This is a genomic window from Nocardia sp. NBC_01499 (assembly GCF_045040275.1).
Lineage (GTDB): Bacteria > Actinomycetota > Actinomycetes > Mycobacteriales > Mycobacteriaceae > Nocardia.
The window spans coordinates 7,318,489-7,342,941 of the sequence record NZ_CP109426.1 but is presented as its reverse complement, the minus strand read 5'-3'; the positions used below and the strand labels follow the sequence as shown (position 1 = coordinate 7,342,941).

21 protein-coding genes are annotated in these 24,453 nt (G+C 68.5%); 7 read left to right on the top strand and 14 right to left on the bottom strand.

Going from position 1 to position 24,453, the window contains the following annotated elements; genetic code table 11:
- Positions 1–28: 28 nt before the first annotated feature.
- The 6 genes from OG203_RS33680 to nirB form a co-directional block, all read right to left on the bottom strand.
- The gene (locus tag OG203_RS33680; RefSeq protein WP_405161248.1) at positions 29–733 is read right to left on the bottom strand and encodes a DUF6875 domain-containing protein; all 705 of its coding nucleotides are present in this window, start codon (positions 731–733) and stop codon (positions 29–31) included.
- Positions 730–5,025 carry an amino acid adenylation domain-containing protein gene (locus OG203_RS33675; RefSeq protein ID WP_405161247.1) on the bottom strand — a complete coding sequence of 1,432 codons (4,296 nt, stop codon included), beginning with the start codon at positions 5,023–5,025 and terminating at the stop codon, positions 730–732. The genes OG203_RS33680 and OG203_RS33675 overlap by 4 nt, the downstream gene beginning before the upstream one ends.
- Positions 5,026–5,252: 227 nt before the next feature.
- A complete protein-coding gene (locus OG203_RS33670; RefSeq protein ID WP_405161246.1) occupies positions 5,253–6,020 on the bottom strand; it encodes a sirohydrochlorin chelatase in 768 nt (255 codons plus the stop codon).
- A complete protein-coding gene (locus OG203_RS33665) occupies positions 6,017–7,237 on the bottom strand; it encodes a uroporphyrinogen-III synthase (protein WP_405161245.1) in 1,221 nt (406 codons plus the stop codon). The genes OG203_RS33670 and OG203_RS33665 overlap by 4 nt, the downstream gene beginning before the upstream one ends.
- A gap of 4 nt (positions 7,238–7,241) precedes the next feature.
- Positions 7,242–7,643, bottom strand: coding sequence for a nitrite reductase small subunit NirD (gene nirD / locus OG203_RS33660; RefSeq protein ID WP_405161244.1), 402 nt, complete (start codon positions 7,641–7,643; stop codon positions 7,242–7,244).
- A 64-nt stretch (positions 7,644–7,707) separates the two neighbouring features.
- Entirely contained in the window at positions 7,708–10,218 is a 2,511-nt protein-coding gene (nirB, locus tag OG203_RS33655) for a nitrite reductase large subunit NirB (protein WP_405168095.1), read from the bottom strand.
- A gap of 328 nt (positions 10,219–10,546) precedes the next feature.
- Here nirB and OG203_RS33650 point away from each other — a divergent pair, with 328 nt between their 5' ends.
- Together OG203_RS33650 and OG203_RS33645 are read left to right on the top strand one after the other, a co-directional pair.
- Entirely contained in the window at positions 10,547–11,809 is a 1,263-nt protein-coding gene (locus tag OG203_RS33650) for a YhgE/Pip domain-containing protein (protein ID WP_405161243.1), read from the top strand.
- 34 nt (positions 11,810–11,843) lie between these two features.
- Positions 11,844–12,290, top strand: a complete 447-nt coding sequence (locus OG203_RS33645; RefSeq protein ID WP_405161242.1) for a hypothetical protein — start codon at positions 11,844–11,846, stop codon at positions 12,288–12,290.
- Between the two features lie 17 nt (positions 12,291–12,307).
- On the opposite strand, the gene OG203_RS33640 is transcribed toward OG203_RS33645, so the two are convergent.
- Positions 12,308–12,925, bottom strand: a complete 618-nt coding sequence (locus OG203_RS33640) for a WHG domain-containing protein (RefSeq protein WP_405161241.1) — start codon at positions 12,923–12,925, stop codon at positions 12,308–12,310.
- Positions 12,926–13,011: 86 nt separating this feature from the next.
- Here OG203_RS33640 and OG203_RS33635 point away from each other — a divergent pair, with 86 nt between their 5' ends.
- Positions 13,012–13,734 (top strand): alpha/beta fold hydrolase, encoded by a 723-nt coding sequence (locus OG203_RS33635; protein WP_405161240.1) that lies wholly within the window; start codon positions 13,012–13,014, stop codon positions 13,732–13,734.
- 21 nt (positions 13,735–13,755) lie between these two features.
- Here the strand turns inward: OG203_RS33635 and OG203_RS33630 are convergent, their stop codons facing one another.
- Complete coding sequence (locus OG203_RS33630) at positions 13,756–15,012, bottom strand: CynX/NimT family MFS transporter (RefSeq protein WP_405161239.1); 1,257 nt, start codon at positions 15,010–15,012, stop codon at positions 13,756–13,758.
- A gap of 65 nt (positions 15,013–15,077) precedes the next feature.
- Between OG203_RS33630 and OG203_RS33625 the strand changes: the two genes are divergently transcribed.
- Both OG203_RS33625 and OG203_RS33620 read left to right on the top strand, forming a co-directional pair.
- Positions 15,078–15,749, top strand: coding sequence for a FadR/GntR family transcriptional regulator (locus OG203_RS33625; protein WP_405168094.1), 672 nt, complete (start codon positions 15,078–15,080; stop codon positions 15,747–15,749).
- Positions 15,750–15,963: 214 nt separating this feature from the next.
- Positions 15,964–17,472 carry an MFS transporter gene (locus tag OG203_RS33620; RefSeq protein WP_405161238.1) on the top strand — a complete coding sequence of 503 codons (1,509 nt, stop codon included), beginning with the start codon at positions 15,964–15,966 and terminating at the stop codon, positions 17,470–17,472.
- A gap of 74 nt (positions 17,473–17,546) precedes the next feature.
- On the opposite strand, the gene OG203_RS33615 is transcribed toward OG203_RS33620, so the two are convergent.
- From OG203_RS33615 to OG203_RS33605, 3 genes are all read right to left on the bottom strand, one after another.
- Positions 17,547–18,401, bottom strand: a complete 855-nt coding sequence (locus OG203_RS33615) for a TIGR02569 family protein (protein ID WP_405161237.1) — start codon at positions 18,399–18,401, stop codon at positions 17,547–17,549.
- A gap of 96 nt (positions 18,402–18,497) precedes the next feature.
- The gene (moeZ, locus tag OG203_RS33610) at positions 18,498–19,682 is read right to left on the bottom strand and encodes an adenylyltransferase/sulfurtransferase MoeZ (RefSeq protein ID WP_405161236.1); all 1,185 of its coding nucleotides are present in this window, start codon (positions 19,680–19,682) and stop codon (positions 18,498–18,500) included.
- A 96-nt stretch (positions 19,683–19,778) separates the two neighbouring features.
- A complete protein-coding gene (locus OG203_RS33605) occupies positions 19,779–20,837 on the bottom strand; it encodes a DUF3152 domain-containing protein (protein WP_405161235.1) in 1,059 nt (352 codons plus the stop codon).
- A gap of 309 nt (positions 20,838–21,146) precedes the next feature.
- Between OG203_RS33605 and OG203_RS33600 the strand changes: the two genes are divergently transcribed.
- Complete coding sequence (locus tag OG203_RS33600; protein WP_040738234.1) at positions 21,147–21,803, top strand: TetR/AcrR family transcriptional regulator; 657 nt, start codon at positions 21,147–21,149, stop codon at positions 21,801–21,803.
- Positions 21,804–21,877: 74 nt separating this feature from the next.
- Here OG203_RS33600 and OG203_RS33595 read toward each other — a convergent pair whose 3' ends face one another.
- Together OG203_RS33595 and OG203_RS33590 are read right to left on the bottom strand one after the other, a co-directional pair.
- The gene (locus tag OG203_RS33595) at positions 21,878–22,105 is read right to left on the bottom strand and encodes a DUF3107 domain-containing protein (RefSeq protein WP_040738278.1); all 228 of its coding nucleotides are present in this window, start codon (positions 22,103–22,105) and stop codon (positions 21,878–21,880) included.
- 163 nt (positions 22,106–22,268) lie between these two features.
- A complete protein-coding gene (locus tag OG203_RS33590) occupies positions 22,269–22,820 on the bottom strand; it encodes a YceI family protein (RefSeq protein WP_405161234.1) in 552 nt (183 codons plus the stop codon).
- 102 nt (positions 22,821–22,922) lie between these two features.
- On the opposite strand from OG203_RS33590, the gene OG203_RS33585 reads away from it, so the two are divergent.
- Positions 22,923–23,759 (top strand): helix-turn-helix transcriptional regulator, encoded by an 837-nt coding sequence (locus tag OG203_RS33585; protein WP_405161233.1) that lies wholly within the window; start codon positions 22,923–22,925, stop codon positions 23,757–23,759.
- A gap of 3 nt (positions 23,760–23,762) precedes the next feature.
- Here the strand turns inward: OG203_RS33585 and OG203_RS33580 are convergent, their stop codons facing one another.
- A complete protein-coding gene (locus tag OG203_RS33580) occupies positions 23,763–24,449 on the bottom strand; it encodes a ferritin-like fold-containing protein (RefSeq protein WP_405161232.1) in 687 nt (228 codons plus the stop codon).
- Positions 24,450–24,453: the final 4 nt, after the last annotated feature.

Here is a 24,453-nt window from a genome sequence, read left to right as displayed (position 1 = left end):
CTATCAGCGGTGCCGGGACATCCGGCATTCAGCGGGCGTGTTCGCCGAACGAATGAACGCGCAGGTCGGTGATGGCGTCGTCGGTGACATCGGATATTCGCAGTCGCTCAGCAATCGACCAGCGCAGGCGCCGAGGCAGGTCGGGTGCGACCTGGGTCAGGTACGCGTACAACCATTCCGTTCGCCCGACCAGGAAGGGGAAGTCGGTGTTCATCATCTTCCGGATCACCAGCATCGGCAGCGGGGCGTCGAGCGGGCGAAAGTCCTTGTTCCACAGGCCGGATACGCCGCAGCCCGGATAGAACTGGCCGAGCATCAACCCCTGCTCCACCACGGCGGTCTTGCCGGCCAGGTGCACGGCGTCGAGCAGTTCGTAGTGGGTGAGGTCGGGAAAGATGGTGATGGAGGCCAACATTCGGGTATCGGTGCGCAGGCCGCGGTGGATCTCGAAGGCATCGTCCACCGCCGCGGTCATGGTGTCGACGGTGACGTCGTTACCTGGAACGACAGCCGCCCACAGGCTGTGGTGCGTCATCGTGTGGCGGACAAAGGGACACACCGGGCCGTCTCGGCCCAGTCGCGGATGCGGGTGCACCAAGTGGTCGTCGATGTAGCGAATCAGGTTGGCGGCGTTCGGGTTCCGCCGCGCCCACTCCCCCGGATCGTCATACACATTGCACCACTCGAACCCGGTGCGCGCACCGACGTGCCTGCGCGCGGTGGACGCGGTCACGGTGCGCTCCGCGCCGCGGCGGGCACGGCGATGCGCTCGAGATGCCTGGCCAGGATCGGACCGATCACGCCGACGACGGCCGCGTTGGTGAGCTGGGCATGGGTGGCCGCCACCGGGTGTTCGATGAGGTCGCCGGTGACGAACGGGCGCCACAGCTCGGCGCCGAACAGTTCGGTCATGCCACGCGTTGCCGAAAAGTACAGCAAGTCACCGTCGAAGACGCCGGGGCGGTGGTTGTGCGAGAGGGCGACGCCGTTCACGTAGCCGCGGTGCAGCCGCTCGAGCTGGGTCACCGACAGGCCGGTGCCGAATGACGCACCCGCACCGGCCAATTCGGCGGCGGCCTCGGCCGCCGTCAGCTCCGGCGCGGTGTCGGCGTCGGCGGGTTCGTCACCGAGCAAGTGGGTCAACAGATCTCGCATCCGCGGCACCGGCGGCGGATCCGCGCCATCGGGGAAGACGACACTGTCCAGCATGGCGAGCGCGGCGACCGAGGCGCCGCGGGCACGCAGCCGCACGGCGATCGCGTGCGCGATCTGGCCGCCGAGGGACCAGCCGAGCAGGTGGTACGGCCCGTCCGGCTGGACGCGGAGCATCGCGTCGACGTAGCTGTCGGCGAGGTCGTCGATGGTGCCGATCGATCGATCCTGACCGGTCAGCGTCGGCGCTTGCAGGCCGTACACCGGGCGGTCGGTGATGTAGCGGGCCAGTCCCGCGTAGCACCAGGCCAGCGGGACGGCGGAGTGGACGCAGAACAGCGGTGGTCGAGTTCCCCTGCGGCGCAGCGTGAGCAGGACGCCGAGGGCGTCGTCGGCGGTGTTGTCCGCGCCGTCGTGGCCGGTGATGCGTTCCGCCAGCGCCTCGACGGTCGGCGTCGTGTAGAGCCAGCGCACCGTCACCGGCACGTCGGTCGCGGCGGTCAGCTCGGCCGAGACCGCAACGCCCAGCAGGGAATTCCCGCCGAGCTCGAAGAAGTCGTCATCGAGGCCGACGCGCGGCTGCCCCGTTGCCTTACCGATGTGCTCGGCGACAAGCCGCTGCGCCGTGGTCTCGGGTGCCCGGTAGGGACGCGGCGCCACCACTGGAGCGGGTAGGGCGGCGCGATCGAGCTTGCCGTTGCCAGACACCGGCAGTCGGTCGAGTTCGATCAGCGCGGACGGGACCAGTGCCGCGGGCAAGGTGGCGCGCAATCCGCGCAGCGTCGCTGCGGGATCTAACCGAGTTCCCGCTGCCGCAACCACATAACCGACCAGGCGGGCCTCCGGTCGCCCGGCATCGGCGACCGTCACCACCGCGTGCGCGACCCCCGGCGCCCGGCGCAATGCCGACTCGATCTCGCCCGGTTCGATGCGCCGCCCGCGCACTTCGACCTGTCCGTCCACCCGGCCGAGGAATTCGAAGGCGCCGTCCGGGCCCGCACTGACCAGATCGCCGGTGCGATACAGCCGTTGTCCGATGCCGAACGGGTCGGCGATGAACCGGACGGCGGTGCCCGCCGGATTACGGAGATAGCCGTCGGCGACGCCGAGACCGCCGAGGTACAGCTCGCCCCTGGCACCAGGCGGCACCTGAATCAACCGCGAATCGAACACCACCGCAAGCACTCCCGGCAGCGCGGCGCCGATCGTGATGGGTTCGCCGGGCACCATTGGCGCGGTTTGCGTTGCCATGACGGTGGTTTCGGTCGGCCCGTAGCCATTGAACAGGCGGACGTGCGGCGCCCACGCGCGCACCAGCTCCACCGGACAGGCCTCGCCGCCGACCACGACGGCCCGCAGGCCGGGCAGATCGGTGGGCGTCAGGGTGGCGAGAACCGCGGGCGTGGTGAGGAAATGGGTGCTGCCGCTGTCCGCGATCAGCCGCGCCAGCGTATCGCCCGCGACCACCGACGGCGGCTCGACCACCAGTCGGGCGCCCGCCGCGAAGCAGGCGAGCAGTTCGAGCAGATGCGCGTCGAACGAGGGCGCGTGCGCGTGCAGGAGGGTCGAATCCCGGTCGACCCCATAGTGTTCGGTGATGTAGTCGGTCAGCGATCCGAGCCCGCGATGGGTGACCAGCACGCCCTTCGGCGCTCCGGTGGTGCCCGAGGTGTAGATCAAGTAGGCGGGGTGATCCGGCCGCAGCGACCGCGGCCGTTCGTCGTCATCGATCGGCACGCTCGCTCGGCGATCGACTTCCGCGACCGTCCTGGCATCGTCGAGCATCAGCCAATGGATGCCGCACCTGCCCGCGGTCTTGCCGACCGCGCCGTCGGTCCGTCGCGTGGTCGCCTGCTGCCTACCGTCCCCGGCGGGGATGGGCTCGGCCTCCTGAGTCGCGAATGCGGTGTCGCACGGCAGGAGGTCCCGCACCGTGGTAACGGTAAACCCCTGTCGCGCTCCGGAATCCGCTATCACGGTGGCGATCCGATCGGCGGGGTCGTTCGGATCGACCGGCACGAAACACGCTCCGGCCTTGGCGACCGCCCACAGCGCGAGCACCGATTCGAGCGATCGCGCAATGGCGACCACAACGAACTCGCCGGGCCTTGCACCGCCCGCCATCAGTTCGCGGGCCCATCGAGACGACGCCTCGTCCAGCTCGCGATAGGTCATGGCGCGGTCGCCGTCTCGCACCGCGACGGCGTCCGGCACCAGATCCGCGCGCAGCAGGTCCGGCAGCACCCGGATCGGGCCCGCGGGATCCGCGACTACCGGCGCGGGCGGCGTGAGATCCAAAGCCGGTATCGGGCACTCGGATTCGGCGGCGAGGAAGTTGGCGAAGTAGTCGAGGAACATGCGGTGCTGCCAGGCGACCATATCGTGCCGGTAGCGGGCCGGATTGGCGTGGAAGTCGATGCTGATGGAGCGGTCGTCGGGACCGGCCTGGTAACCGTTGACCAGGATGTCCTCGACCGGGCCGAGACAGAGCAGGCGCACCTGCCCGGTCAGTGCGCCGAGGCCGAACGGCTCGGTGAAGCCGAGCACGTTGACAACCGGCCCGAAGCCGCCGCGCACCACCTGATGCTGCCCGCGATCGCGCTGCATGTCCTCGTACCGATACCGCTGATGACGCAGCGCGCCGATCACCCGCGACCGCACCTGCGCGATGGCCGCGCCGACGGTGCCGGTATCGAGGCCGGTCAGCCGCAGCGGCACCACATTCGACATCGAGCCGGCCGAGCGGCGCAGTGCCGCGGTGGGACGCGCGGTGACCGGCAAGGTCAACGTGACTTCGCCGCGGCCCGTCATCCGGGCCAGGTAGCAGGCGAATGCGGTGACGGCCAGCTCGGGGAAGGTCGCGCCGTGGCGGGCGCGGGCGGCGGCGAGCAGTTCCGCCGTCGCGGCATCCACCGTCCCGGTCACCCGGTGCGGTCGTGGCTCGGGTGCGGCGGGGCGTCCGGCCAGTCCGAGTGGTTCGGCGAGCGTTTGGAGTTGGTTGTGCCAGTAGTCGCGGTCGGTCGCGGCGCTGGGCGAATCCTGGTATGCGCGTTCGTCTTCCAGCAGCTCCGGCACCGTCAACGCCCGGATCGTCTTCGATGGGGCGACATCGGGCACTGCCACCGAATTCTGCTTGGTCGCAGTGTCATTCACCATCGTGCTGACGGCAGCCATGGTGCGGGTCGAACCCACTGCCGCACTGCCTGATTCGCTGTCGGAGAGGGAGTCCGCCGAGCGCCACAGCACCCGCGCGGTGGGGCGGCGATGGCCACTGCCCGACTCGCGGCCGACCGGCGGCGCCATGCCGATCACTTGTCCCCCAACGACTTCCGCACGGTACAGCTCGCCCGTGCGACGCAGCACCGCCGCAGCGCCAACGCCATCGACGACTATGTGATGACTGCGCAGGTACAGCAGGTGATGGTCCGGCGCCACCCGGAACACCGTCGCGACGGTGAGCTCATCGGTGAGTGGGTCGAGCGGCGAACCATAATCGCGTTCCATCTGATCCTGCGCAGCGGCGATCGGGTCCGCCTCGTCGGTCAGATCCGCGAACCGTATCGGCAGCTCCGCCGCGGCGTCGACATACTGGTGCGGATATCCGTCGACGAGGCGGAATCGCAGGTTCGGCGACTGGAGTTCACGAGCCGCGCGGCGGGCGCACCGCGACATCAGGCCGACGTCGAGCGGGCCGGACAGGTCCAGATACATCGCGACCGTGATCGGCACCGCCGGATGCAGTTGCTGGGCCACCCACCAGCGCAGCTGCGCCGTCGACAGTGGATACATCGACTGTGCCGTTGCGTCCGTGCGGTCGCCGGACACGGCATCGTCGGCTCCGGTCAACACGCCTCCCTGGTATTCGGAAGCCACCGCTGAATCGTTCTCCGGCAAACTTACGGCATTCACACTCGAACCCGCCGTTATTCCAGCACAATCGGCGCGTGCTGACGCAGCTGTCAGCGCATATAGCCGGAGCCGAGCCGATTGCTTCGACCGCACCCCGGCGAGATAAGCAGTCCGGGCATACCTCGCGCTACGTGATCAGATGCGCCTCGGCGAAGGCGTCCCTGACGTCATCCGGCACGCGGCTCGTCCGCTCAGACGACGCGCGCCCGCACCAGGTCCCGCGCGGCGGCGCGGTAGCGGTCGGCGATGAGCCGGACCACCGCGGGATGCACGCCGATCGGCTCGGCGACGCCGTCGGCACCCGCCTCGTGTAAGCGTTGCTGAAACAGGCCGTGCGCCAGAAGGTATGACGCGATGAAGACACGTTCGGAACCGGAATCACGCAGGGCAGCAACGACTTCCGAGATTCGAGGCGTTCCGGTAGCGATGCAGCCGAGGTGGACCGGGCTGCCGAGACGCTCGGTGAGCATGGCGGCGGCACGGCGAACGTCCTGGCGGGCACGGGGATCCGAGGAACCGGCGGCGGCGAAGACGACCGCGTCGCCGGGACGCCAGCCTGCGGCGCGCAGGCGCATGGTCATGATCCGCGCCAGCGCAGGGTCCGGGCCCATGGCCGGGGTGACCGCCACCGCCGAATGGCCACTGTCGGACACTTCTCGCGGGACGTCCTGGTACACGTGGTAGCCGGAGGCGAGGAACGCCGGAACCACCACGGCGGGAACGGATTCCCCCGCCGCATCGCGTAAATCGCGCAGCACCTCGGCGGGTGACGGACCGAGTACGTCGACGAAAGCGGTCCGCACGGCCGAGGTGGACGCGGTCCCGGGTAGCTCGGCATCGCGCCCCGAAATCGCGACGCCGAGCTCCCTGGCCACCGCCTCGGCCAGCGCGGCGATCAGCTGGACGCCACGGGTGCTCCTTGTACCGTGCGCCACCAGCACTAGGGCGGGATCCGTCATGACGTCCCCGTCGTCTGCACGTACCGCGTCGGCGCGACCGCCTGCGGCCCCACCGGCTCGGGTCGCGGGTTGTTGTCGATGCATTCGGCCGCGTCCAGCGCCAACCGGTAGCCGCGTTTGACCACCGTCTGGATCGCCTTCGGCGCACCGAGTCCGGCGCGCAGCCGGGCGATCGCGGTCTCGACGGCGTGCGTGTCGTCACCGCCGCCGGGCAGCGCGGCGAGCAGGTTCTCCCTGGACACGACCCGGCCCGGCTGGCGGGCCAGCGATCGCATCAGTGCCATCGGCGCGGGCGCGAGCTGGCGCACCTCGCCGTCGACCACCACGCAGCCGCCGCGCACGCTGAGTGTGTGTCCCGCGGCGTAGATCCGGTTGGCCCGCCGCGGCAGTTCCTCGGCGACGTGCCTGGCGAGCGCGCCGAGCCTGGCCCGTCCCGGCATCGACGTCGCGACACCGAGCTCCTCCAGCGGCGCCGCGGTGATCGGGCCGACGCAGGCGGCGAGCACCCGCCCGCGCAGCGCGTGCAGCACACCCTCGAGCAGTCCGGTTTCCTTGGCGCGCATCAACATCGACGCGACGGCGGGCGCGCTGGTGAATGTCACGCAGTCCAGGTTGGACGTCACGATGGCCTCGATCAGCTGGTCCATCGGACCCTGATCCTCCGGCGGCATCCACCGATACACCGGCACCGGCACGACATCCGCACCGGCACAACGCAATACCTCGCAGAAGTCGGGTACCGGCTCCCACTCGGTGGTGGCGCCGTGCAGCTGCACCGCGATCCGCACCCCCTCCACGCCCTCGGCGAGCAGGTGATCGAGGACCTCGGCCGACGATTCGGAGGCGGGTGACCATTCCTCACGCAATTCGGCGGCACGGATGGCGCCCTTGGCTTTCGGGCCGCGCGCGAGCATCCTGGTGGCCCCGAGCGTCGCGCGCAGGTCCTCCGCGACGCCCCAGCCTTCGGCCGCCTCCATCCAGCCGCGGAAGCCGATTCCGGTGGTGGCCACCGTGATTCGTGGCGGGTCGACGATGAGCTGGCGGGTCACCCGCTCCAGCTCGGTGTCGTCGGCCAGCGGGATGATGCGGATGGCCGGTGCCGAAACGATGTCGGCGCCACGGCGCAGCAGCAGCGTGGCGAACTCGTCGGCCCGTCTGGCCGCCGTGATGCCGACGGTGAAACCGGCAAGGCAGGGCGCGGCGTCCATGGTGGTCATGCGGTCATCCGTCCGAGGAAGCGGGCCCGGCAGCCACCGGCTCGTTGGAGATCGAAACGATGCCGTCGGCTACACGGACCGCATACACCGGCAGCAGCGCCGATTCGTCGTCCAGGCAGTGCCCGTCGACCAGGGAGAACGCCTGCTTCAGCAACGGCGAGGCGACGACGGGGACGCCCCCGCGATCACCGACGATGCCGCGCGACATGACCGCGGCGCGACCGATCGGATCGATATTGCCAACGGCGTAGAGCATGCCGTCGGCCAGCAGGAACAGGGCGGCCTGACGGCCACCCTTCAGCAACACCGCGACGCCACGGCCCGGGATCAGGTAGTCGAGCCTGCACGCTTGCGTCCAACCGGTGGCGGTAACCGCGGCAATGCCGGGGGTATCGATCACAGTCATGGGTGTCATCCTCCAAACGCCTTACCCATTGGTACAGGCGAGCTGTTTCTAGGGGGTTAAGCCGTCATTTCCCGTGCGTGGCGACCGGTATGTCTGGCATACCGAGCAGCACCGGCACCTTGCGTTCTCCGGTCTCGTCGAACGCGATTGTGGCGTCGGTCTCATCCGGGGCATTGACGAAGGAAACGAAGCGCGACAGCTTCTCCTCGTCTTCCAGCACCGCGGCCCACTCGTCACGGTAACCGGCGACATGCTCGGCCATCGACGCCTCCAGCTCGTCGGCGATGCCGAGGCTGTCCGCGCAGACGACCTGCTTCAGGTAGTCGATCCCGCCGTCGAGTGCCTCCTGCCACGGCGCGGTGCGCTGCAGCCGGTCGGCGGTGCGGACGTAGAACATCAGGTAGCGGTCGATGTACTTGATCAGCGTCTCGTCGTCGAGGTCACCGGCGAGCAGCACCGCGTGCTTGGGCGAAAGTCCGCCGTTACCACCGACATACAGGTTCCAGCCGTGTTCGGTGGCGATCACGCCGACGTCTTTACCGCGCGCCTCGGCGCATTCGCGGGCGCAACCGGACACCGCCAGCTTCAGCTTGTGCGGGGAACGCAGTCCGCGGTAACGCTTTTCGAGCAGCACGGCCATGGCGACCGAGTCCTGCTGGCCGTAGCGGCACCAGGTGGAGCCGACGCAGCTCTTCACCGTGCGCAGCGACTTGCCGTACGCGTGACCGGATTCCATGCCGACATCGACGAGGCGCTGCCAGATCCGCGGCAGCTGTTCCACCCGTGCGCCGAACAGGTCGATCCGCTGGCCGCCGGTGACCTTCACGTAAAGGTCGAATTCCTTGGCGATTTGGCCGATGGTGATGAGCTGGTCGGCCGTCACCTCACCGCCCGGCATCCGCGGCACCACCGAGTAGGTGCCGTTCTTCTGCAGGTTGGCCAGGAAGTGGTCGTTGGTGTCCTGCAACGCGGCCTGTTCGCCGTCGAGGATGTGTTCGCTGGAGGTCGAGGCGAGGATGGAGGCGACGGTCGGCTTGCAGATATCGCAGCCGGTTCCCTTGCCGTACTTGGTGATCAGGCCGGAGAAGGTGCGGATACCGGTGACCTGGACGATCTGGAACAGCTCGACGCGCGACTGGCCGAAGTGCTCACACAGCGCCTTGGACATCTCGACGCCGGACTGCTCGAGCAGCTTCTTGACCATGGGAACGCAACCGCCGCAGGAGGTTCCGGCCGACGTGCACTTCTTGATACCCGCGATATCACACGCGCCGTCGGCGATCGCGCCGCAGATCGCGCCCTTGGAGACGTTGTTGCAGGAGCAGATCTGCGCGTCGTCTGGCAGCGCGTCGGCGCCCAATTCCGCACCGGCGGGCGAGATCAGCGCGGCGGGCTCGGCGGGCAGCGGACGCCCGACCAGCGGGCGCAGCGCGGCGTAGGCGGTGGCGTCGCCGACCAGGATGCCGCCGAGCAGGATCCGCGCGTCATCGGAGACAACGAGTTTCGCGTAGGTGCCCTTGGCGGCGTCGTGCAGCACCACCGACAGCGCGCCCTCGGTGCTGCCGTGCGCGTCGCCGAAGCTGGCCACGTCGACACCGAGCAGCTTGAGCTTGGTCGACATATCGGCGCCGGGGAATTCGCCTGCGCCACCGAGTAATCGGTCGGCGACAATCTCGGCGGTGGTGTAGCCGGGCGCGACCAGGCCGTAGCAGGTGCCCTCGACCGCGGCGCATTCGCCGATGGCCCAGATGCTCGGATCCGAGGTCCGCAACCCGAGATCGGTGCTGATGCCGCCGCGCGGGCCGACCTCCAGGCCGCTGTCGCGGGCGATCTGGTCGCGCGGCCGAACGCCCGCGGAGAAGACGACCAGCGAGGCCTCGATCACCGAGTCGTCGGACAGGTTGACTCGAATGCCGTTGTCGGCCTGCTCGATCGAAGCGGTGCCGACGCCGGTGTGCACGTGCAGGCCGAGATCGGTGACCAGTCGTTCCAGGATCGCGCCGCCGCCCTCGTCCACCTGGGCGGGCATCAGCCGCTGGTTGAACTCGACCACGTGTGGCGTGAGACCGAGCAGCCGAAGGGCATTCGCGGCCTCGAGACCGAGCAGGCCGCCACCGACAACGACACCGACGGCACCGGGCCCGGCGGCTTCGGCGGCCGCCCTGATGCCGTCCAGATCGTCGATGGTGCGGTAAACGAAGCACTCCGGCCGGTCATGCCCGGGTACGGGGGGAACGAAGGGGTACGAGCCGGTGGCGAGCACCAGCGCGTCGTAGCCGATGGTGTCGCCCGCCGACGTGGTGACCTTGCGGGCATCCCGGTCGATCGTCTCGGCGCGATGGCCGAGCCTTAGATCGACCAGAGCGTCACCGGCGTACTCGTTGCCGGGCAGGGCCAGCGCGGTGGTGTCCCAGGCGCCCACGTAGCCGGACAGGCCAACGCGATCGTAGGCGGGCAGCCGCTCCTCGCTCAGCACGACCACCTGCCACTGCCCCGCCTCGTCCCGCGCGCGCAGCGCCTCGACGAACCGGTGCCCGACCATGCCGTGGCCGACGACGACCGCGGTCTTGCGCAGAACTGGTTCGACTCGGTGATTCGTCGACGTGCTCAAGAAGGGCCTCCCAAGATCCGGTTGGCCCCACGGTAGGAAACAGGTATTGCCGCCATGCTGCGCGCGATGACCGCAGCGTCAACGGTTGCTCACGCGGCGAACATCACCCACGTGAGCCGAGCGCAAATGTTGCGCGGCCGTGCCGCACCGATTTCCGCACGTCACCAAGAGATGGCGGGCGTCACGCGCCCTTATGTTGACGGCGTTCACATGTCCGGTTAAGTTAACGTCGTCAACATGACGGAGTGCCTGCGAGCTACACGCTCGACGAGCGGACCAAAGGACGAACGATATGCACGCCACCGCACTCCTGCGTAGCCCGAAAATCTGGGTATTCACCCTGTTCGGCGCACTGCTTGCCATCGTGCTGACCGTCGGATACCTCGGCGGCGCACTGGACACGGATACGCCGACCCAGCGGGTGCCCATCGCCTGGGCCGACACCGACCAGGGCGACGGCACTCAGCACCTGGGCGCCGCGCTGACCGAGGAGGTCCTGACCGGTCGCGCCCACGAGTCGGCGCACTGGCTGCCCGTCACCGACGAGGCGCAGGCCCGCGAGCTGCTCACCACGGGCGCGGCCTACGCCGCGGTGGTGATCCCAGCCGACTTCAGCGCTCGCGTCGGCGCACTGACCGACCCGCGAGCCAAGCCCGACGCGGTCCGCGTCACTGTGCTGACCAATCCGATCGCCGGCCCCGCGGCCAGCGGTACCGCCAACGGCATCGCCCAAGCCGTGCTCGCGGGGCTGTCCCAAGAGCTGGGTGCGCGCCTCGCCTCGGCGCACGCGGCGGATCCCTCGGCGCCGACCGGCATGCTCGCGGCAGGTGGGCTTGCGGCCGACCCGATCCGGGTCACCCTCACTCCGGTCGGACCGGTCCCGGCGCACAGCGCGGGCGGAATGGCCGCGTTCTACTACACCCTGGTGCTGATCCTCACCGGATTCCTGCTCGCTCAGCTGCTGCACTCCGGTGTCGACGGCGTACTCGGTTTCACGCCGCGAGAGTTCCTGCACAAGCGCGCCACCCACCCGCCGCTGCCGATCAACCGGGTGCACACACTGCTGGCCAAGACCGGGCTGATGGTCGGCTGCGCGGTGGTCGCGGGCACGGTGATCGAGGCCGTCGCGGTGCTCGCGTTCGGCATGCCCGCCGAACATCCGCTCGGCCTGTGGGGTCTGTCGATGCTCGCGGTCGCCACCGCCGGTGTGCTTCCGCTCGTCCTGCTTGCCGTCTTCGGCGCACCGGGCGCGCTGGTCGCCACGATTGTCCTTGTGGTGTTCGGCGTTCCGTCCTCCGGCGGCGCCTACCCACCCGAGCTGCAGCCGGAGGTGTTCCGGTGGCTCGGGCGGATCCTGCCGATGCGGCACACCACCGATGCCGCCCGCGACCTGATCTTTCCGGTCACCGGCGACGCGGTGATCGGCAGCGTCCTCGTCATCGCCCTGTGGCTGGTGGCAAGCCTCGCCGCCGGATTACTCGTCACCGCCTTCTATGACCGCACCGGCCGCCACCGCGTCAGCGTCTACGAACGCGCGCAGGCCGACCGCGCCTGACCATGCCTCGCTCATCCGAAAGACAGGACATGCCATGACATCTCCGAAGCCCATGACCGTCAACAGTTCGTGGGGTGCGGTGACCAAGACCGGCACCTGGCAGGTGCCCGCCTCGATCATCGCCACCTCTACGATGGGGTCCATCACGCTGGACTTCACCACGGCCACGTGCGCGCACGACGAGGTCGAGATCCGCGTCGACTGCCGGGCAGGCAAGATCGTGCTGATCGTGCCGGACGAATGGGCGGTGGACACCGATCGGCTCAGCGCCACCGGCGCGGGCGTCGACCTGGCTCCCGGCCGGCGACCGCAACCCGGCATGCCTCGGCTGCGGATCACCGGCCAGGTCACCTGGGGGCGCCTGGTGATCACCGGCCTGGCCGACTATCACAGCGAACGGGACGAGCGCGCCGCCCGGCGCGCGGCCCGCGACGACCGCAACGCCGAGCGGCGCGCGGCACGTCAGCAACGCCACGGATGAACCGAACAGCCTGCGGCTCAACCGATCAGCGCGTCGGTGATGAAGCGCTGGGTCCTAGTGATGGCGTTCTCTCGTTCGACCTCTCCGAGCGTGCTCAACGGACCACCGTCGAGCAGAAATTCGGCGAGGCCGTGCACCGTGACCCACACCGAGAGCTCCGCGCCGGGGCGCCGGGCGGCCGACATGCGCCCGCTGCGCACCAGTTCGTCCAGCGCCTCGGACAGCAGACGGAAGGACTCCGAGCCCGCGGCGGTCGGCGTGTGCTGATCGAACGCGGCACGGAACCAGCCCGGCTCGGTCTCGGCAAACCGCAGATACCCGCGCCCCAAGGCGTGCAGCCGGACCAGCCCCTGGTCGCCGAGCGCTGTCTCATCGACGTGGTCGGGCACCGGCTCGGCCCTCATGGCCGCGGTAAGTGCCTGCTGCGCATAGGCTTTGACCGCGGCCAGCAGATCGAGGTGGTTGGCGAAATGCCGATACGCGGAGGTCGCCGATACCCCGACTTGCCGCGCGACCTCGCGTAGCACCACCGCCTGCGGACCACCGTCCCTTGCGAGCGCAACGGCAGCCGCCACCAGGGCGTTGTGCAGGTCACCGTGGTGGTAGTGCTCCCGCCGGACCGACGAGCTCGCCATACGCAAACACCCCACTCTGCACCGTTGTTTTTCATCGAAACCACAAGTTGACACCGTCAACTTAGCACCCCGGAAAGGTCACACTCATGAGCAAGCCCACCATCGTTCTGGTGCACGGCGCCTTCGCCGATGCCACCAGCAGCTGGCGCGACGTCGCAGGCATCCTGATCGCCCGCGGCTATCCGGTGCTCGCCGCCGCGAACCCGCTGCGCGGCCTGCACCACGACGCCGAGTCCCTGCGCGCGGTCCTCGCCGCGCTGCCCGGTCCCGTTGTGCTGGTCGGCCATTCCTACGGCGGTGCCGTGATCACCAGTGCCGCTACCGAATCCGATACGGTCACCGCCCTGGTCTACGTTGCCGCGTTCGCGCCGGACCGAGGCGAGACCGCTGGCGAACTCGACGAGCGCTTCGCGGGCCAAGCCGAGCACGTCACCACGGTGCGACCGCTACCAGGCGCCGAGCAGGCCGCGGCCGATGGCCCGCCGCAGGTCGAGTTGACCATCCTGGCCGACCACTTCCACGAGGTCTTCGCACCCGATATCGACCAGGACGCCGCTGCGGTGCTGGCCGCTACCCAGCGACCCCTCGCCCTCGCCGGGATGCTAGAGCCGATGGGGGCGCCCGCATGGCAGCGCCTGCCCGCCTACTACGTCTTGGCTACTCACGATCAGATGATTCCCGTTGCGGGACAACGGCTCATGGCCGAACGGATGAAGGCAACCACCATCGAGGTCGCCACCGGCCACGCCGCCATGCTCGGCGCACCCGAGGCCATCGCCGAACTGATCATCGCCGCCGCGGATCGATGACTCGGGCGCACTGAAAGTGACTCAGCTCCAGGTGTCTTCGAGCATGCGCGGCTTGCATGCCTGCCAGGCACCTGCGAGCAACACCAGTACCGCGACACCGAGCAGTGCGAACGGCGCGACCCAGCCGTCGGTCGCCGAATGCAGCACGCCGAACAGCAGCGGTCCGACGCAGGCGACCGCGTAGCCGACGCCCTGGGTGAACCCGGAGAGGGCGGCCGAGCCACCGGGGGTGTTGGTGCGCAGGTTGATCAGGGTCAGTGCCATCGGGAAGGTGCTCGGGCCGAGGCCGAGCAGCACTACCCACAGGATGGGCACGCTCATCGGCGCGACGATCAGTCCGACGAAGGCGGCGACGAAGAAGACCGCGCAGCCGACCACGACGAGGAAGGGATTGCGGAATCGGGTGACAATCGTCGGCGCGCTGAGTGCCGCCGCCAGGCCGACCACCGCGAACAGGCCGAGCATCGAGCCGCCGAATCCAGCGCTTGCCCCGGCGTCGCTGAGGATCTTCGGCAACCAGGTGAACATCGCGTAGGTGATCAAGGACGTCATGCCGAACATGCCCGCCATGCCCCAGGCGACCGGGGAACGCCAGACGCGTCCCGCGCGCGGCGCGTCGGTCGGCAGCGCGGTGGTGTCCTGCAGGTCGCGGCCGCGCCGGTCGCGCAGCACGCCGAGCCACGGCAGCACGGCCGCGAAACCGAGCACCGACCACAGGCCAAGCGAGAAACGCCAGCCGTTCGCGTCGGCGATCGGGACCGCGACGAACGCGGGCACCACGGTGCCGAGCTGCACCATCATGATGTAGAGCGAGCTGACCACCGCGAGGCGATCCGCGAAGTACCGCTTCACCAGCGGCGGGATCACCACGTTGCCGATGCCCATACCGGCGAGCGCGAGCGCGGAGAAGATGAGGAGTTCGGCGGTGCCGGACAGCAGCACCCGGACCAGCTGGCCGGTGCCAGCCATCAACATCGCGATCAGCGCGGTGCGCTCTAGCCCGAGGCGGCGCACGAGCACCGGGGTCAGCAGGCCGGACAGCGCGAACATCGCGGTCGGGATCATGCCGAAGACGCCGACGACCGCGGTTCCATAGCCGACATCCGTACCGATGCGTTCGGCAAGTGGGCTGAACGCGGTGACCGCCACCCGGAGGGTAAGCGCGGACATAACGATGGCGGCCAGAACGAGCAGACGACCCTCCGTCAGCGCGCGCCGACGCTGCCCTACCTGCGCGGATTCCTGCGGGGTCGGGGTTTTCTGGAGGGTTGCAGTCACTGCGAAATCATAGGATGACCGGATGATAGGAGGCAACGGTTTGTGATGAGCGGTACTCTATGCAGGTGCAACCAGTCCGGCGCACCAGCCTCATCGCCCAGGTCACCGAGCAGCTGCGTGCCGAAATTCGTTCCAGCCGTTGGCCCATCGGCTCCCGCATCCCTACCGAACCGGAGCTGACCGAGCTCACCGGAACGGGTCGAAACACCGTGCGCGAGGCCGTCCAGGCCCTCGTCCACGCGGGGATGCTGGAGCGACGCCAAGGTTCGGGAACCTATGTGATCGCCTCCTCCGACCTCGGCGGCACTCTCGGCAAGTACTTCGCCGACGCCGAAGAGCGTGATGTCCTCGAACTACGCCTCGCGCTCGACACCACGGCCGCCGCGCTGGCCGCGCGCCGCCGCGACGACGCCGACATCGCGAACCTACTGCAGCTACTCGGCGATCGCGACAAGGCGTACAACAACGACAGCCCGGCCGCCATCGACTCCGACGTCGAGCTGCACCGCGCCATCGTGGTCGCCAGCCACAACGCGGTTTACCTCGAGTTCTACGACTCGCTGCTGCCGATCATCGAGCAGGTGATCCGGGCTCGGACGTTGAAGTCCGACGACTCCTACCCCGAGGCACACGCCGAATTGGTACACGCCGTGATCGACGGCGAACCCGAGCGGGCCGCCTCCGCCGCCAGCTGCTTCCTCAACACCCTCATCGCCGAATACCCCGAGGTGCTCTAACGGCGCTACCGCATCGGAAGGGAGGCCGAATACGCAACTCTCACTTACCGACCGGCGCGCATGTGAGTCGGAATTGCCTGGAACGTCACGCGAAGCCACGGAGCCGCAACAACCGGCCCCTACGTTGTGAACCGACCGTTACCAAGCAACTCGACTCCGCCGGCGGCGCCAGGCCGCGATGAGGGCCGGTCGAGTGCGAAACGAGAGGAAGCCGATGACTGCCATCGCAGCCGCCACCGGCACCGAGTCGGACACCGCGACTGACGCTCCATCGGACCCACCGCCCTTCCAACACCAGACGCGCGGACGCTGGCTGGAGCACTGGGAGCCGGACAACCAGAAATTCTGGGAGTCCGGCGGCGCGCGAACCGCGCGCAAGAACCTGATGTTCTCGGTATTCGCCGAGAACCTCGGCTTCAGCATCTGGGTCATCTGGGGCACCGTTGTCACCAGCATGGGCGCGGCCGGCTTCGGCTTCCTGGCCGGGCTCGGCAAGGGCGACCCGACCGCGGTGAGCAACGCGCTGCTGCTCTCCTCGACCCCGACGCTTGTCGGCGCCGCACTGCGCATCCCGTACACCTTCGCCATCCCGAAATTCGGCGGCCGGGCCTTCACCGTGTTCAGCGCCGGGATGCTGCTCATTCCCACGCTCGGGCTGGCGTACTTCATCAACCAGCCCGGCACGCCCATGTGGGTCTTCATGATCCTCGCCGCGCTCGCCGGTGTCGGCGGCGGCAACTTCTCCTCGTCGATGTCCAACATCAACTTCTTCTACCCGGAGGGCAAGAAGGGCGCGGCGCTCGGCATCAACGCGGCGGGCGGCAATCTCGGTGTCGCACAGACGCAACTGGTGCTGCCCCTGCTGATCACCCTCGGCACCTTCCTCACGGCCAAGGATCCGTCGGGCTACCGCTTCGGCATCACGCTGTCCATCCTGGTGTGGGTCCCGTTCATCCTCGTGGCGGCCGTCGGCGCGCTGCGCTACATGGACAGCATCGCCAGCGCCAAGTCCGACGGTAAGTCCTACCGGCTCGCGCTGACCAACCAGCACACCTGGGTGATGGCGCTGCTGTACGTCGGCACCTTCGGCTCGTTCATCGGGTTCTCCTTCGCCTTCCCGACGCTGATCAAGGCCAACTTCCCCGACCTTGCCAACATCGGCTGGATCAGCACCATCGGCAACCTCGCGTTCCTCGGCGCGTTCGTCGGTTCGTTCAGCCGTCCGTTCGGCGGCTGGGTCTCCGACAAGATCGGTGGCGCCAAGATCACGCTGTGGGTGTTCGTCGGCATGGCGGTCTCGGTCGCGCTGATCATGGCCTCGCTGGAGCTGAAAAGCTTTCCGCTGTATCTGATCTCGTTCCTGGTGCTGTTCGTGATGACCGGCATCGGCAACGGCTCGACCTACCGGATGATCCCGACCATCTTCAGCGCGATCTCCAAGAAGTACGCCGCCGAGCACGGCCTCGACATCACCGAGTCGACCGCCTCGGCCCGGCGGCAGGCCGGCGCGGCGATCGGCGTGATCGGCGCGGTCGGCGCCTCGGGCGGCTGGGTGCTGCAACAAGCGTTGCGGCTGTCCAACATTCACTATCACACGATGGCGCCCGCGTTCTGGGGCTATGCCGTGGCGTTCCTGCTGATGGGCGCGGTCACCTGGTGGTACTACCTGCGGTCCTCGTTCGCGGTCGAGCGGGTGCCGTCGCTGGCCTACGCCAAGGTGTAACCGGTACAACGCATATCGCAGGTCGGTCGTCGAGAGTCCTTGATTCACAAGGCTTTCGACGGCCGATGCTCGCGTTACAGGAGTAGGCGGACCATGTCCGCCGTGCGCGCCAACCCGGGGAATGCCTCCGGCGTCGAGCGCGGATGCAGCGCATGCACGGCGAGCCGGAACATGACCGCGCGCAACAACATCTGCGGCCACTCCGGCAGATCGCGCCAGCGCTCCAGCAGGCCGTCGTCGGCACCGCCCCAGGCCAGCGCGTCGACCACGATCACCCCGGCCGCCCACGGCGCCGGCCGCCAGTACGGCGTGATGTCGGTGAGACCCGGCGTGAAGGTCCCGGCGAACAGCACCGTCCCGAACAGGTCGCCGTGCACCAGTTGCGCGGGCGTCTGCACCGGTTTGCGCAGGGTGGCCAACTGGCCGATGAGCTCCATGCTTCGCTGGCCGTCGGGCGAGTCCGCCGAGGGCAGTGTGCCGCCCGCGCGCAGGCTGCGCAGCGGCACCGCCTCCCAGGCGGCCCGGTCGGCGGCCACGAACACGTCCACGTCGACCCACGGCGCCACCGGCGGCTGGACCAGGAATCGGGGCCGCTCTAGCTGCGTCGTCGCCTGATGCAGGCGCAGCGACACCGAAACCACTTCGTCGTGCCTCGGTTCCGGAATGCCTTCCAGGTAGGTGTCGGCACGCCAGCCGGAGACCACGTAGCGGCCGTCGGTCGCGCGCACCGGCCGGGCCAGGCGCAGCCCGTCCACCTTCAGCGTCTCGCGCACCTTCGCCGACCACGCCGCACGCGCGTGATCGGCGACCGGGCTGAGCACCACGTCCCCGAACCGCCAGCCACCTTCCCAGTCGCCCAAGGTGACCGGGGAAACTTCGCGCAGACCGAACGTGGCACGCACGTGCTCGGGGGGTTCCACAGAAGTCACGGCCGTACCGTACCGCCGGTATGGACGCCGTACAGGACGCCGCGCCGAACCGCAACCCCCGCCGCCTGGGCGGGGGTCACAGCGGACTTCGGACGATCAGTAGACCGGCAGTGACGGGTCGATCTGGCGGGCCCAGGCGATGACCCCGCCCTGCAGGTGCGTCGCGTCGGAGAAACCGGCGCGCTTGAGGGCGGCCAGCGCCTCCGCGGAACGAACACCGGTCTTGCAGTGCAACACGATCGGACGATTCTGCGGCAGCTCCGAGAGCGCCTCGCCGGACAGGATGCGGTCCTTGGGAATGAGTTTCGCGCCCTCGATGTGCACGATCTCCCACTCGACGGGCTCGCGCACGTCGATCAGCTCGATCTCCTTGCCCGCGTCGAGCAGATCCTTCAGCTCGCGCGCGGTGACCGTCGAGTCGGCCGCGGCGGCCTGGCCCTCCTCGGACACCACACCGCAGAACGCCTCGTAGTCGATCAGTTCGGTGATCGGCTGACGCTCCGGATCGCGGCGCAGCTTGATGGTCCGGTAGTTCATGTCCAGTGCGTCGTACACCATCAGACGGCCCAGCAGCGGCTCACCGATGCCGGTGATCAGCTTGATCGCCTCGGTCACCATCACCGAGCCGATGGACGCGCACAGCACGCCGAGCACGCCACCCTCGGCGCAGGACGGCACCATGCCCGGCGGCGGGGCCTCCGGGTAGAGGTCGCGGTAGTTGATGCCGCGCCCGTCCGGCGCGTCCTCCCAGAAGACCGAGACCTGGCCCTCGAAGCGGTAGATCGAGCCCCACACGTAGGGCTTACCGGCCAGCACCGCCGCGTCGTTGACGAGGTAGCGGGTGGCGAAGTTGTCGGTGCCGTCGACGATCAGGTCGTAGTCGGCGAACAGCTCGACGGCGTTGTCCGGCTCCAGCCGGATCTTGTGCAGCCGCACGTCGATACCGGAGTTGATCTCGAGGATCGAGTCGCGCGCGCTGTCGGCCTTCGGGCGGCCGATATCGGACTCGCCGTGGATGATCTGGCGCTGCAGATTCGAGGCGTCCACCTCGTCGAACTCGACGATGCCGAGCGTGCCGACACCCGCCGCGGCCAGATACAGCAGCGCCGGCGAGCCGAGCCCGCCCGCACCGATGACGAGCACCTTGGCGTTTTTCAGTCGCTTCTGCCCATCCACACCCAGATCGGGAATGATCAGGTGGCGGCTGTAGCGGGCGACCTCGTCCTTGGTCAGCTCCGCGGCCGGCTCGACCAGTGGCGGCAGGGACTTAGGTGATGACACGTCCAGGACTCCTCGAATCGAATGGGTCGATCTCGTTGTGTAACACCCGCGACCAGACCGTTCTTCCCGATCTATCGTCGCGCACCGGCTATCGCGTCAACCCCGTGGGTACGGCCATGGGTTGAAGCGGCAGCGCTTGCCGTCCATCGGGACGACGCCGTCGGGCTCGAGGGTCGCGATGTCGTTGTTCTTGGTGCCGAAGGTCTGCTGCATCATCACCGGGGCGAGACCGCCGTCGATCTCGCACGGCTGATGCTGGTGGTAGCCGATGGCGTGGCCGACCTCGTGGTTGATCTGGTACTGCCGGTAGGAACCGATATCGCCCTCGAACGCGATCGCGCCGCGCACCCAGCGGACCTCGGAGAGCACCACCCTGCCGATGTCGGCGTTGTAGCAGGAGGAGTCGATCGGGATCTCGAAACCGCAGGCCTTGCGGCTGGATTCGCGGGAGGTGAGGGAGACGCGGAAGTCGGTGTCGCCCTGGTCGACTCGGCGAAAGGCAAACTTCTGGTCGTGCGTCCAGCTTTTCGGGTTGGCCAGGGTGGTGTCGATCAGCTTCGCCACGGACTCGTCGCCGCCGAGCGCCGCGGTGTCGACGCCGTCCTCGATCTCCACGGTGTAGCGGAACACCGAATCGGTTCCGGTACCGACCTGCGGGGTCGAGCCAGGCACCACATGCCAAGTGCCCGTGCCGGTTTCGGCGAAGCTGCCGCCCTCCGGCAGTGCGCCGGTCGGCAGGTCGGTGGGAAAGTGGCCGTCCCCGGTCGGTCCGCCGATGATGCCGTTGTTCATGGTGCCGCGCGGACTCAGGTGCCCGAGACCGGGCATGCCGCTGATATTGGTCGCCGGGTCGGAGCCGCGCACCGCGTCGACGACCACCAATACCGTGACGGCGAACAGCACCGGCAGCGCGTAGGCGCGCCAACCGTAGGTGGAGACGAAACGTCCTAGGGCGCTTTGCTTTTTGACGCTGCGCTCGGGACGATCCCTGGTCCTGCCCTCGGTGCTCGCGGTGGGATCCCAGCTGGCGCGCAGCGGTTGATGGGAGCGGTCCTGCTGGTCGTATAGGCCGAGCGGGTCATAGATCTCGACGCCGTCGCGGTCACGCCGTGGTGCTGGCGAATCGGGCTTTGCTTGCGCGCCTGACGTTGCCACGGGTTCTGACCCTACGGAACCGGGCGCGCCGGAGCCAGCACGGCGGCGCGAATAGCGCCCGCCGCCGGACGTAACCGGGGGGTCGGCGTCCCGCTCCCCGGGTCGGTCGGCGCGGAAAGTCACGAACACCAGGTTCTCACAGGGGGCAAGCGCCGCCGTCGGGCACGCCACATCGGCCGAGGGGTGCGACATTTGTCACCGCGTTCCACCAGTTCTCCGGGGCCGGTCGGCGGGCGGGCAACAACCGAGTATCGTTCTTGGGATACCCGGTGCTTACCCCTTGCCGGGGAATCAACTGGGAGAGCCGAAATGACTGACCTCGTGGACCGGATGGCGTCCCGTAGATCGTCGTCCGAGCCCGCCAAACGCGGCACCCGGCTTCCGCGTGACGAGCGACGTCTGCAACTACTCGCGGCGGCCAGCGAGGTCTTCGTGCAGCGCGGATATCACGCCGCGGGGATGGACGAGATCTCGCAGTGCGCCGGAGTGAGCAAGCCGGTGCTTTATCAGCACTTCACCAGCAAGCTGGAGCTGTATCTAGCGGTGCTGCAGAACTATGTGGACATGCTGGTGTCCAGCGTCCGACAGGCACTGCGGTCGACCACCGACAACCGGCAGCGCGTGCGCGCCGCCGTGCAGGCCTACTTCGATTTCGTCGACAACGAGATGCAGGGCTTCCGACTCGTTTTCGAATCCGACCTGACCAGCGAGCCGCAGGTGCAGCGTCGGGTCGAGCAGGCCACCGAGGCCTGTGTCGACGCGGTATTCGATGTGGTGGCACACGATTCCGGCCTCGACCCGTACCGGGCGCGGATCCTCGCGGTCGGCCTGGTCGGCGCGAGCCAGTTCACGGCGCGCTACTGGCTGGAGGCCGACCGGCCCATCCCGAAGGAGGAGGCCGTCGACACGACCGTCTCCCTCGCCTGGGGTGGTCTGTCGCACGTACCGCTGCACCCGATCGACTAGGTTTCAGAACCAAGCGAGCCCCTGCATCCAATGGTTGCAGGGGCTCGTTGCTGTCGGCCCTTGGCCGAGGAAACTCACACAGTCGCGAAGCCGACGCGGCCGCTCGTCACGGTGCCGATCTCGACGTAGGCGACCTTCGAGGCCTGGATCAGGAACTTGCGACCCTTGTCGTCGGTCAGGGACACGACGCCGCCGCTGCCGTTCAGCGCACCGGACACCAGCGCCTCGACCTCTTCCGGGGTCTGCGAGCTATTGATCAAGAGCTCGCGCGGGCTATCCGAAATACCGATCTTGACCTCCACGGCCAACCTCCGAACGTAAGAGTCCTGTGCTGTCGATCCAAGGCTAGTGCAGGGCAACGCCATGATGGCAGACGCCTGCCTGCGCCCTCAGCGAACAGTGACGTCGCGGCGAACACAGCAGCGGCCCGCACACCGTTGTGCGGGCCCGCTCAGCGCGACGGTATTACTTCGGCTCGACGAGCTGGATCTCGAGCTCGATGTTCACCTTGTCGCTCAGCATGCCGGGCAGCAGGCCGCCGACGCCGAAGTCGGTGCGCTTGATGGTGCCGGTGGCGGAGAATCCGGCGTGCCGTTCTCCGGTCGCAGCGTGTTCCTGCACGCCGCCCCATTCGACGTCCAGGGTGACCGGCTTGGTGACGCCGCCGAGCGTGGCCTCACCCTCGACCTCGAAGTTCTCCGCGATCTGCGCGGGCTCGGTGGCGCGGAAGGTCAGCGTCGGGCGGTTCGCCACATCGAGGAAGTCCGCGGTGCGGATGTGCGCGTCGCGGTCGGCGTTACCGGTGTCGAACGAGTCGAGGTGGATGGTCGCGCCGAGGGTGGCGGCACCGGACTCGTCGAGCACGAATTCGGTCTCGAACCGGGTGAATCCGCCGCGCACCTTGGAGATGCCGAGATGGCGAACGGTGAAGGCCACCGACGAGTGCGCGGTGTCCAGGGTCCAGGCGCCGGGCTTGAGCGACTGAGCGGTCGTGGTGGATTCGGAAGAAGTTGTCATATCCTCAATCTTTGCCGGACCACGGTCCGTTAACCAGACCGCCGTTATCCTGGACCTGACAGGGCGAGGCTAAGCCTCCTAGGACACGGCACGATGGAACCCATGGCTCGGAACGGATTCGCGGAATTCCTCATCGCACGGCGCGCGGAACTACGGCCCGCCGATGTCGGCATGCCGGAGGGCAGGCGGCGCCGGACGCCGGGGCTACGCCGTGAGGAAGTCGCCGTCCGGGCGGGTGTGAGTGCGGATTATCTGGCCCGGCTCGAGCAGGGCCGCGACACCAATCCCTCGGTCGCGGTGATCGACGCCCTGGCCGACGCGCTGTTGCTTCGCGGCAACGAGCGCCACCACTTCAGCATGCTCGCCCTCGCCTCCGGCAACGAATCACGCTGCCCGGGAAGCGAATCCGCCGAGGAGAAGGTCGCGGACACGATCGAGTCGATCCTGCGCGCATTGCAGCCGACACCCGCGTTCGTGGTCGGCCGACGATTGAACGTGCTCGGTTGGAACGCGGCATGGGCGGACTTCGTTTCCCCGCTCGATCTGCTCGACGGCGAGGGGCAGCCGAACCTGGCCTGGTACACGTTCCGGCATCCGAGCGCGCGGACGGTGCTGCGGAATTGGTCCGAGGCCGCGGACATCTTCGCCGCCGCGCTGTCGCGGGCCAAGCTGCGCTGGCCGGGCGACAACTCGCTGCTGGAAACGATCGACGCGCTGCGCCACCACCCGGATTTCGCGGCACGCTGGAAGCCCCATCACATCGGGGCCCCGGTCTCCGGCATGCTGCATGTCGATCACCCGGTGCATGGTCTGGTGCAGGTTCCGTTCGAAACGCTCGAGGCCGACCGCGATCAGAGCATCATCGTGTGGCTCACCGACCAGACCCAGGCGCAAACTCCAGGTCTGCGACTGGTCCGGCCAGCGGCGGTCAACGAATAGGTCTTAAATCCCCAGCTTCGCCATGCGCTCGGCGTGGCTCGCCTGCATGCGCTCGAACAGCGCGGCAATGCCGTTGAGGTCGCCAGCGGCGCCGAGGACCAGTTCGGTCAGCTCGTCGCGCTGCGCCATGACGTACTGCGCCTGGGTGATCGCCTCGCCGAGCAGGCGCCTGCCCCAGAGGGTGAGCCGGTCGCGTTCGGAGCGGCTGGTCGCGACCGCGCGACGCACCTCCTCGACGACGAATTCGGAGTGGTTGGTCTCGGCGAGCACGTCGCGGACCACCTCGGCCACCTCGGGGGGCAGCGCACCGGCGATCTCGTTGTAGAAGTCCGCCGCGATGCCGTCGCCGACGTAGAACTTCACCATCGACTCGAGCCAGGTCGAGGGGTCGGTGGAGGCGTGGTAGGCGTCGAGCGCGCGCACGAACGGCGCCATCGCGTCGAAGATGTCGACGCCACGCTCGGCCAGCGCCGACTCCAGCACATTGAAATGGGCCATCTCGGCGGAGGCCATCTTCGCCACCGCGACCTTGCCGCGCAGCGTCGGCGACAGCTTGGCCTCCTCGGCCAGCCGGTAGAACGCGGAGATCTCACCGTAGGCGAGCACCGCGAACAGATCTACGACGCCGGGATGATCGGCGAGAACGGAATCGGTCGAAACACCCAGCGTGGCAGGTGACTGTGCTCCCATGGCC

Coding starts and splice junctions, on each gene's coding strand:
- OG203_RS33590 (WP_405161234.1), bottom strand. CDS start 22,820: ATGACAACTTCTTCCGAATCCACCACGACCGCTCAGTCGCTCAAGCCC.
- OG203_RS33640 (WP_405161241.1), bottom strand. CDS start 12,925: ATGGCGAGCTCGTCGGTCCGGCGGGAGCACTACCACCACGGTGACCTG.
- OG203_RS33650 (WP_405161243.1), top strand. CDS start 10,547: ATGCACGCCACCGCACTCCTGCGTAGCCCGAAAATCTGGGTATTCACC.
- OG203_RS33670 (WP_405161246.1), bottom strand. CDS start 6,020: ATGACGGATCCCGCCCTAGTGCTGGTGGCGCACGGTACAAGGAGCACC.
- OG203_RS33635 (WP_405161240.1), top strand. CDS start 13,012: ATGAGCAAGCCCACCATCGTTCTGGTGCACGGCGCCTTCGCCGATGCC.
- OG203_RS33600 (WP_040738234.1), top strand. CDS start 21,147: ATGACTGACCTCGTGGACCGGATGGCGTCCCGTAGATCGTCGTCCGAG.
- OG203_RS33665 (WP_405161245.1), bottom strand. CDS start 7,237: ATGACCACCATGGACGCCGCGCCCTGCCTTGCCGGTTTCACCGTCGGC.
- OG203_RS33620 (WP_405161238.1), top strand. CDS start 15,964: ATGACTGCCATCGCAGCCGCCACCGGCACCGAGTCGGACACCGCGACT.
- OG203_RS33580 (WP_405161232.1), bottom strand. CDS start 24,449: ATGGGAGCACAGTCACCTGCCACGCTGGGTGTTTCGACCGATTCCGTT.
- OG203_RS33645 (WP_405161242.1), top strand. CDS start 11,844: ATGACATCTCCGAAGCCCATGACCGTCAACAGTTCGTGGGGTGCGGTG.
- OG203_RS33585 (WP_405161233.1), top strand. CDS start 22,923: ATGGCTCGGAACGGATTCGCGGAATTCCTCATCGCACGGCGCGCGGAA.
- nirD (WP_405161244.1), bottom strand. CDS start 7,643: ATGACTGTGATCGATACCCCCGGCATTGCCGCGGTTACCGCCACCGGT.